Genomic DNA, 8,395 nt, shown 5'->3' on the forward strand with positions numbered 1-8,395 from the left:
CTCCGGCCGCGGCGGCCTCGTCGGCTCCAGCGAGAGCGACCGCTCCAACGGCTACATCACGTACCACCACAACCTGTACGAGAACATCGACTCCCGCACACCCCTGCTGCGCGGCGGCATAGCCCACATCTACAACAACCACTACGTCAACATCCGCGAATCCGGCATCAACTCCCGCGCCGGAGCACGCGCCAAGGTGGACAACAACTACTTCAGGAACTCCAAGGACGTCCTGGGCACCTTCTACACCGACGAGGCCGGCTACTGGCAGGTCAGCGGCAACATCTTCGACAACGTGACCTGGTCCGGCCCCGGCAGCGAGACCAACCCCGCCGGCCCCGACCCGCGGTCCACCACGTCGGTGAGCATCCCCTACTCCTACCGCCTCGACGGGGCGAGCTGCGTGCCGTCCATCGTGAGCCAGACGGCGGGCGCCAACAAGGGCAACCGGGTCTCCGACGGCAACTGCGAAGCGACGGGCTCCACCGGCTCGACGGGCTCCACCGGCTCCACCGGCTCGACGGGCTCCACCGGTACGACCGGCTCGACGGGCTCCACCGGTACGACCGGCTCGACCGGTACGACCGGCTCAACCGACCCGACCGACCCTCCCGGCGGGACCAACCTCAGCATCGGGGCGGGCGCCGACGGCTCCAGCAAGGCCAGCGGCACCAGCTACGGCAACGTCATCGACGGTGACATGAGCACCTACTGGTCGCCGACCGGCTCGACCGGCTCCATTTCGGTCAAGTGGGGCTCCGCCACCACGGTCTCCGCGATCAACATCCGCGAGGCGGCCGGAGCCCAGGGCAACATCGGCTCCTGGCGCGTCATCAACCATGACACCGGCGCCGTCCTGGCCTCCGGCAACGGGGCAGGCGTCATCACCTTCGCACCGACCACGCTGCGCAAGATCAGGTTCGAGATCACCAGCTCGTCCGGCACGCCCAGGGTCGCGGAGTACGAGACCTACTCCGGATGACGCACGGCTGCCCCGTGCCCCCGGCACCGGCAGCGCACCGGCTCCGGCCGGCACATGGCCAGCGGGCCCGCGGTACGCGGCGGACCCGCTGGTCCGGCCGTTCCGGCGCCGGCGCGGCCCCCGGCGGAAGGACCCGCCCGTTGCGCCGGCTTCCGCAGCGGCATAATCACGTCGCATGACGACCACGGACTGGAACGTTCGCGCGATAGGCAAGGATCTCCATGCGTGGCTGCCGCCCAGACGCGGCTGGGGCTTGGCCAACTGCGGCCTGCTGGTCTCGCCGCGGACCGCCCTGTGGATCGACACCCCCTACGACCCGGTGCTCGCCGGGGAGTTCCTCGACCGGAGCCGTGCCCTGCTGCCCGACGGCGCGGGCATCGACCGGGTGGTCGTCACCCACGCCAACGGTGACCACTACTGGGGCGCCGGAGTGGTGCCGGACGCCGAGCTCATCGCCACCCGCGGGGCGCGCGAGCAGATGTGCTTCGAGCCCTCGCCGCCGCAGCAGCACGCGCTGGTGACCGGCAGCGACCCGGACACCCCGCTGGGGGCGTATCTGCGGCGGCACTTCGGCGGGTTCGACTGGTCGCGCACCGAACCGCTGCGGCCGCACACCTACTTCACCGGGGAACTGGAACTGTCGGTGGGCGACTACCCCGTACAGGTCTCCTCGCTTCCCCCGGCCCACACCGAGGGCGACCTGGTCGTCCACCTGCCCGTGCAGCGCGTGGTGTTCACCGGGGACATCGTCTTCGCCTCGACGCCCGGGCAGCCCGGCGACCACGCCGTGCACTGGGCCGGACCGCTGGGCAATGTGATCGCCGCCTGCGAACAGGTGCTGGACACCGGCGCCGAGACCTTCGTCCCCGGACACGGCCCGGTGCTCGACCGGGCCGGGGTGCGGCAGCACATCGCCTATCTGGAGCATGTGCGCGCACGGGCACACGCGCTGCACGGCGCCGGGGTGCCGGCCGTCGAGGCGGCCCGCCGGGTGATCGCGGAAGGGGCCCATCCCGAACTGGAGTTGCCCGAGCGACTGGTGGTCACCATCGGTACCGAGTACCGTCACCTCGACGGCACCGGGCGTGCGGACATCCTTCAGGTGATGGCCGAGGTCGCCCAGGTCGCCCATGAGCTGGAGGCCGGGGGCGGAACGGCGACGGAGGGGTCATGACGGGCACGGCACTCGCCGCGGTGCTCGCGGCACTGACGGCCGCAGCGGTGACGGCCGGCTGGGCGCTGTGGACGCACCGCCGGGACACCGGACGGCTGCGGGCCGCACAGGCGCGCGCCGACGCGGCCCAGGCCGCGGAACGCGCCGCCGCGCGCCGCCTGGAGGCGGTCACCGGCGAGTTATGGCGGCTGGCCAGGGAGCGCATCCCGGCCGCCGCACAGGCACTGAGCCACCCCCACGCCCCCGTTCCCGCCCCGCCGCGGGCCGCGGAGCTCGGCCCGGACGCGGTACGGGCCATGGGCGAGGCCCTGGACGCCGCCCTGGCCGCCGTCACCGGTGAGCGCGAGCGGGTGGACGCCGCCGCCCGGGCCGCCATGCGCGGCGCCACGGCCAAGGTGCAGTCCCTGCTCTACCAGATCCAGAGCCTGCTCCAGGAACTCCAGCACGACAACGACGATCCCCGGCTGCTGGAGCTGGACTTCCGCAACGAACTGGCGCTGCGCCGCATCCAGGCCACCGCCGTGCTGTGCGAGGCCTGGCCCGGACTGGCCCGTACCGACTCCCCGCTGGCCGAGATCGTCCGCGGCGCCCAGTCCCGGGTGCCGGGCTACCAGCGCGTCAAGGTGGCCAACCACCTGCGCGAGGAGCGGCTCGGCGTGGTCGCCCGGGCCGCGGAGCCGCTGGCCATCGCGCTGGCCGAGCTGCTGGCCAACGCCACCGCCTACTCGCATCCGGAGACGGAGGTGCCGGTCACCCTGCAGCAGGGCGGCGGCCGCGGCGTGTTCGTGGTGATCGACGACGCCGGCATCGGCATGGACGACGACGCCCTGGCCCGCGCCAGGCGGCTGCTGGCCGGCCCGGAGGGCCTGCTGCTCACCGAGCTGGGCAACCCGCCGCAGGCCGGATTCGCCGTGGTCGGGCGGCTGGTGCGGCAGTACGGGTTCTCCTGCCACGTGGAGCCCTCCCCGTACGGCGGGGTGCGGGCGATGCTGCGGGTCCCGGCCAGTCTGCTGACCGTGCTGGCGGACGAGCACACCCCGTCGGTGCTGGCGCCCGAGCCGGTTCCCCCGCTGCGGCCGGAGCCGGATGCGCATCCGGCCGCACCGCCCGGCCCGGCCCCGGGTCCGGGCGGACCGCCGCCGGGGGCGGACGGCGCGGCGCCGCTGCCGTCCCGGCGCCGCCGCGCGCCCCGCGCCCGGGACGAGGCGGCGGCAGCGGAGCAGGAACCGGCACCCGGACGCACCCCGGAGGAGGCCGGCGCCCGCTGGAGCGCCCTCCAGGAGGGCACCCGGCACGGCCGGGGCGCCGCCGGTGCCGCGGCCGCGTCCGGCGAGGCCGCCGCCGGCGGCGGCGGGTCCGGCGAGCGTGACGGCCGTGACGACGAAGGAGACGACGCCTCGTGAGCACCCCAGAATCCCGGGCAGCGGACGACCTCGCCTGGGTCCTCACGCCGCTGCTGGAACTGCCCGGCGTCCGGCACGCACTCATCGCCACCGGCGACGGCCTGGTCGAGGGGGCCTCGCCGGGCCTGGGCCGGGCGTCCGCGGAACGGGTGGCCGCCATGACCGCGACCCTGCACGCGGCGGCCCGCGCCTTCACCACCGCCTTCACCGACGCGGAGGCCCCCGGTCTGCAGCAGACGGTGGTGGAATCCCGGGAGGGCTTCGCCATCGTCGTCCCGGCCGGGCAGAACACCTCCCTGGCGCTCTTCGCCGACCCCGAGGCGCAGCTCGGCAACATCGCCTACCAGATGCAGGTGCAGGTCGCCGCGCTGGCCCGGGCCATGGCCGCGCCCGCCCGTCAGCCGGACGCCGCCGCCAGGCCATGAGCCGCGCGCCCCGACGCCGGCTGATCCCGGCCTATCTGGTCACGGCCGGCCGGGAGGTCACCCCGCGCCGTGACCTGGAGCGGCTCACCGTCCTGGCCCTGGTGCGCGCGCCCGGGCCGGGCGAGGAGGACAGGGAGGGCATCGGCCCGGAGCACCGCCGGCTGTGCGCGCTGCTGGCACCCGGCACGCTCACCCTGGTCGAGTGCGCCGCCCATCTCGGCCTGCCGGTCAGCGCCACCACCGTCCTTGCCGCAGACCTGATCGACCGCGGCCACCTGCACGCCCGCCCACCGGTGCCCCGGGCGCAGCAGATAGACCGTTCGCTCGTTGAGAGGCTTCTCGTTGGACTCCGCGCCCTCCGCTGACCGGGTCGGCTACCTGCCCGCCGCCGGACAGACCCTGATGAAACTGGTGGTCACCGGCCCGTTCGGGGTGGGCAAGACCACCCTGATCCGCACCCTGTCCGAGATCCCCACCCTGCACACCGAGGAGACGATGACCCAGGCCGGCGCCGGGTACGACGAGCTCCCCGCGGTGCCGGAGAAGACCACCACCACCGTGGCCGTCGACTTCGGCCGCCTCACCGTGCCCGGTGACCTGGTGCTCTACCTCTTCGGCACCCCCGGTCAGGAGCGCTTCTTCCCGCTGTGGGAGGACATCGCCCGCGGCGCGCTGGGGGCCCTGGTGCTGGCGGACACCCGGCGGCTCGGCGACTCCTTCGCCGTGATGGACATGGTCGAGGAACAGGGCCTGCCCTACACCGTCGCCGTCAACCGCTTCCCGGACGCACCCGTCTACGACGACGAGGTGCTGCGCAAACACCTCGACCTGCATCCCGGCACCCCGCTGGTCCAGTGCGACGCGCGGGAGCGCCGGGGCAGCGTCGACGCGCTGATCGCGCTGGCCGAGCACGTACTGACCCGACTGCCCGAGGACTGACCGGCCATGACACCGACACCTGCGACACCTCCCCCGACTCCGCCGGCTTCCCCGGCTTCCCCGCCGCCCCCGGCCACCGATGCGCCGCTCGCCCTGTACGGCCCGGACTTCGCCGCCGACCCGGCCGGCCACTACCGGCGGCTGCGCGCCCACGGCCCGCTCGCCCCGGTGGAGCTGGCCCCCGGGATCGGTGCCCTGCTGGTCATCGACTACCAGGCCGCGCTCGACCTGCTGCGCGACACCCACACCTTCTCCAAGGACCCGCGTGCCTGGCAGGCGACCGTGCCGCCGGACTCGCCGGTCCTGCCGATGCTCGCCTACCGGCCCACCGCGCTGTTCAGCGACGGCGACACGCACGCCCGCTACCGGGCGGCCATCAACGACAGCCTGAGCCTGATCGAGCCGCACGTCCTGCAGGCCCAGGTGGCGCGGGCCGCGCAGCGGCTGATCCGGGACTTCGCCGCCGCCGGCCGCGCCGACCTGGTGGCCCAGTACGCCCGGCAACTGCCGCTGCACGTCTTCAACACCTGGTTCGGGGTCCCGGACGAGGACAGCGACCGCCTGGTCAGAGGCATCGCGGGGATGATCAACTCGGCCAAGGACGCCGCCGCGGCCTACGCCGATCTGGTCGCCGTGGTCACCCGGCTGGTCGCCGACCGCCGGGCCCGGCCCCGCCACGACCTCACCTCCTGGTTCCTGGCCCACCCGGCCGCGCTGGACAACGACGAGACGATCCGTCAGATCACGCTCACCATGAGCGCCGGGCACGAGCCGACCACCAACCTGATCGCCAACGCGCTGCTGCACATGCTCACCGATCCGCGCTACGCCGGGTCCCTCTACGGCGGCGCGATGACCGCCCACGAGGCGATCAACGAGGTGCTGTGGCAGGACCCGCCGGTCGCCAACTACTCCGCCCACTACCCTCGTTACGACACCGACTTCCACGGCCGCCGGCTGCGGGCCGGACAGCTGCTGCTGGTCTCCTACGCCGCCGCCAACAGCCAGTCCCCGCCGCCCGCCGGGGGCAGCCTGGGCCGCTCGGGCGACAACGCGCACCTCGCCTGGGCGGCCGGCCCGCACGGCTGCCCGGCCCGCCAGCCGGCACTGCTCATCGCCATCACCGCCATCGAGCAGCTCACCAGCCAGCTGTGCGACATGGAGCTGACCACCGACGCCGGCGACCTCCTGTGGCGTCCGGGGCCCTTCCACCGCGCACTGGCCCACCTCCCGGTCCGCTTCACCGCCCTCACCCCCTCCTGACGGCGGCCGGCCGGCCGGGCGCGGCTGCGGGTCAGGAGGTGCGCGGGGTCACCAGGCCGGACTCGTAGGCGAGCACCACCAGCTGCGCGCGGTCCCGGGCGCGGAGCTTGGCCATGGCGCGGTTGACGTGGGTCTTCGCGGTCATCGGGGTGATCACCATGCGCTCGGCGATCTCGTCGTTGGACAGGCCCCGCGCGACCAGGGCGACGGCCTCGCGTTCGCGGTTGGTCAGCTCCTCCAGCCCTCTCCCGGTGGCGGTGCCGGGCGGCAGGGTGACGTACCTGCCGATGAGCTTGCGGGTGATCGAGGGGGCGAGCAGGGCGTCTCCGCGCGCGGCGACACGCACGGCGTGCAGGAAGTCCTCCGGCACGATGTCCTTGACGAGGAATCCGGCGGCGCCGGCGCGCAGCGCGTCGAAGACGTATTCGTCGAAACCGTAGTTGGTCAGGATGACGACGTGCACCCCGGCCAGGGCCGGGTCCGCGGCGATGCGCCGGGTCACCTCGATGCCGTCGAGGACCGGCATCCGGATGTCGAGCAGGGCGACGTCGGGCAGGTGTTCCCGGGCCAGGGCCAGGCCCTCCCTCCCGTCGGCGGCCTCGGCCACCACCTCGATGCCGTCCTCCAGGTCGAGCAGCGCACGGAAGCCGCTGCGCAGCAGCGGNCCGTCCTCCAGGTCGAGCAGCGCACGGAAGCCGCTGCGCAGCAGCGGCTGGTCGTCGGCCAGCAGGACCCGGATCACGGCGTCCGCTCCACGGGAAGCCGGGCCTGCACGGTGAAGCCGCCCCCGCGGCGCGGCTCCGCGCGCAGCAGGCCGCCGAGCGCGGTGACGCGTTCGCGCATCCCGAGCAGTCCGACGCCGGGCACCGGAGCGGTGTCCGGCGCGGCCCTGCCGTCGTCGTCGATGCGTACGGCCAGGGCGTCCGGGCCGCAGTCGATCCGGACCGACGCCGTGGCGGCGTCCGCGTGCCGGGCGATGTTGGTGAGCGACTCCTGGACGATCCGGTAGACGGTCCGGTCCACCGCGGCCGGCACGCCGCGCCGTTCTCCCTCGATCGTCAGCGTGGTGTCCAGGCCGATGGCGCGGGCCCGTTCCACCAGCTCCGGGACGTCGTCGAGCCCGCGGGGCGGGGCCGTGTCGTCGTCGCGGAGCGCCTCCAGGGTCGCGCGCAGTTCCCGGGTCGCCTCCCGGCCGGCCGCCTGGATCGCCAGCAGGGCCTCCGGCACCCGTTCGCCCCGCCTGCGGGCCACATGGACGGCGACTTCGGCCTGCACCTTGATGATCGAGATCTGGTGGGTGAGCGAATCGTGCAGTTCCCGCGCGATGTGCAGCCGCTCCTCGTTGGCACGGCGGCGCGCGGTCTCCTCGCGGGTGCGCTCGGCCTCGTCCGCCCGCCGCTCGGCCTGCCGCAGGGCCTCCCCCGCGGCTCCGGCCCCGATCAGCCAGCCCAGTTCGAGGACTCCCCGCGCCTGCGCGAAGGCCTCGCCCGTGTCGTGCAGGCCGGAGGCCAGGGCCGCGAGGGGAAGGGCTGCCAGCGTGAGCACGCAGGCCGTCACCGTGACGGTGCGGTGCCCGGCCCGTACGGCCGCGTACACCGCGAACAGATACGCCACGGCGGGCACGTCGAAACCGGCCGCCCGGTACCCCACCGCGCTCAGCCCGGTGACGGCCAGGACCGCCACCGGCGCCCGGCGGCGCGCGGCCAGCGCCAGGCCGCCGGCCGCCAGCAGCGCGTGGCCGAGCAGGGCCGGGGCGGTGCCGGAGTGCGGTCCGGACCGCCCGGTGACCAGCAGGATCGCCGTCACCCCGGCGGCGATCGCCCAGTCCCTGGTGCCGATCGGTCCGCTGTTCATGCGCCGCACCCTAGCCGGATGCCCGCGCGGGCGGCTCAGCCGCAGGGAGGACGGGGCGGCTACCGCGGGCGCGGTAGCCGGCCGGTTCCTGCGGCGTTTGCGGCAGCGCGAAGTGTCCGCGTCGGCCGGAGGACCGGCGGCGGGTCCGGCGGACATGATCGGGCGACATCCCGTCGCAGGAGAGAAGGAGCACCTCATGCCACTCCGATCCGTGCTTGCCGCGCCGGTGGCCGCACACCTCGCGGTCCAGCCGGCCGCCGCCGGCGTGTCCGACATGAGCGCCGGGCGGCTCGGGGCCGTCGTGGCCGCGCTGGCCGGGGTGGCGGGGGTGGTCGCCGGCGGGCTGGCCCTGGCC

General features: G+C 74.5%; 9 protein-coding genes. 7 read left to right on the top strand and 2 right to left on the bottom strand.

The window, feature by feature from the left end; all coding sequences use genetic code 11:
* From GQS09_RS24765 to GQS09_RS24795, 7 genes are all read left to right on the top strand, one after another.
* Positions 1–982 (top strand): discoidin domain-containing protein (locus GQS09_RS24765; RefSeq protein WP_399552596.1); only part of this gene is annotated, 982 nt, incomplete at its 5' end.
* A 175-nt stretch (positions 983–1,157) separates the two neighbouring features.
* Positions 1,158–2,156 (top strand): MBL fold metallo-hydrolase, encoded by a 999-nt coding sequence (locus GQS09_RS24770; RefSeq protein ID WP_165989795.1) that lies wholly within the window; start codon positions 1,158–1,160, stop codon positions 2,154–2,156.
* Positions 2,153–3,559 (top strand): ATP-binding protein, encoded by a 1,407-nt coding sequence (locus GQS09_RS24775; RefSeq protein ID WP_207958245.1) that lies wholly within the window; start codon positions 2,153–2,155, stop codon positions 3,557–3,559. The genes GQS09_RS24770 and GQS09_RS24775 overlap by 4 nt, the downstream gene beginning before the upstream one ends.
* Positions 3,556–3,984 (top strand): roadblock/LC7 domain-containing protein, encoded by a 429-nt coding sequence (locus GQS09_RS24780; protein ID WP_165989796.1) that lies wholly within the window; start codon positions 3,556–3,558, stop codon positions 3,982–3,984. The genes GQS09_RS24775 and GQS09_RS24780 overlap by 4 nt, the downstream gene beginning before the upstream one ends.
* Entirely contained in the window at positions 3,981–4,349 is a 369-nt protein-coding gene (locus GQS09_RS24785; RefSeq protein WP_165989797.1) for a DUF742 domain-containing protein, read from the top strand. Before GQS09_RS24780 ends, GQS09_RS24785 begins: the two co-directional genes overlap by 4 nt.
* The gene (locus GQS09_RS24790; protein ID WP_165989798.1) at positions 4,327–4,923 is read left to right on the top strand and encodes an ATP/GTP-binding protein; all 597 of its coding nucleotides are present in this window, start codon (positions 4,327–4,329) and stop codon (positions 4,921–4,923) included. Before GQS09_RS24785 ends, GQS09_RS24790 begins: the two co-directional genes overlap by 23 nt.
* Positions 4,924–4,929: 6 nt before the next feature.
* Positions 4,930–6,186, top strand: coding sequence for a cytochrome P450 (locus GQS09_RS24795; RefSeq protein WP_243761754.1), 1,257 nt, complete (start codon positions 4,930–4,932; stop codon positions 6,184–6,186).
* Between the two features lie 31 nt (positions 6,187–6,217).
* Here GQS09_RS24795 and GQS09_RS24800 read toward each other — a convergent pair whose 3' ends face one another.
* Positions 6,218–6,928, bottom strand: coding sequence for a response regulator transcription factor (locus GQS09_RS24800; protein ID WP_165989799.1), 711 nt, complete (start codon positions 6,926–6,928; stop codon positions 6,218–6,220).
* Entirely contained in the window at positions 6,925–8,040 is a 1,116-nt protein-coding gene (locus GQS09_RS24805; RefSeq protein WP_165989800.1) for a sensor histidine kinase, read from the bottom strand. Before GQS09_RS24805 ends, GQS09_RS24800 begins: the two co-directional genes overlap by 4 nt.
* Between the last annotated feature and the right edge of the window lie 355 nt (positions 8,041–8,395).

The organism is Streptomyces sp. YIM 98790 (assembly GCF_011421595.1).
Lineage (GTDB): Bacteria > Actinomycetota > Actinomycetes > Streptomycetales > Streptomycetaceae > Streptomyces.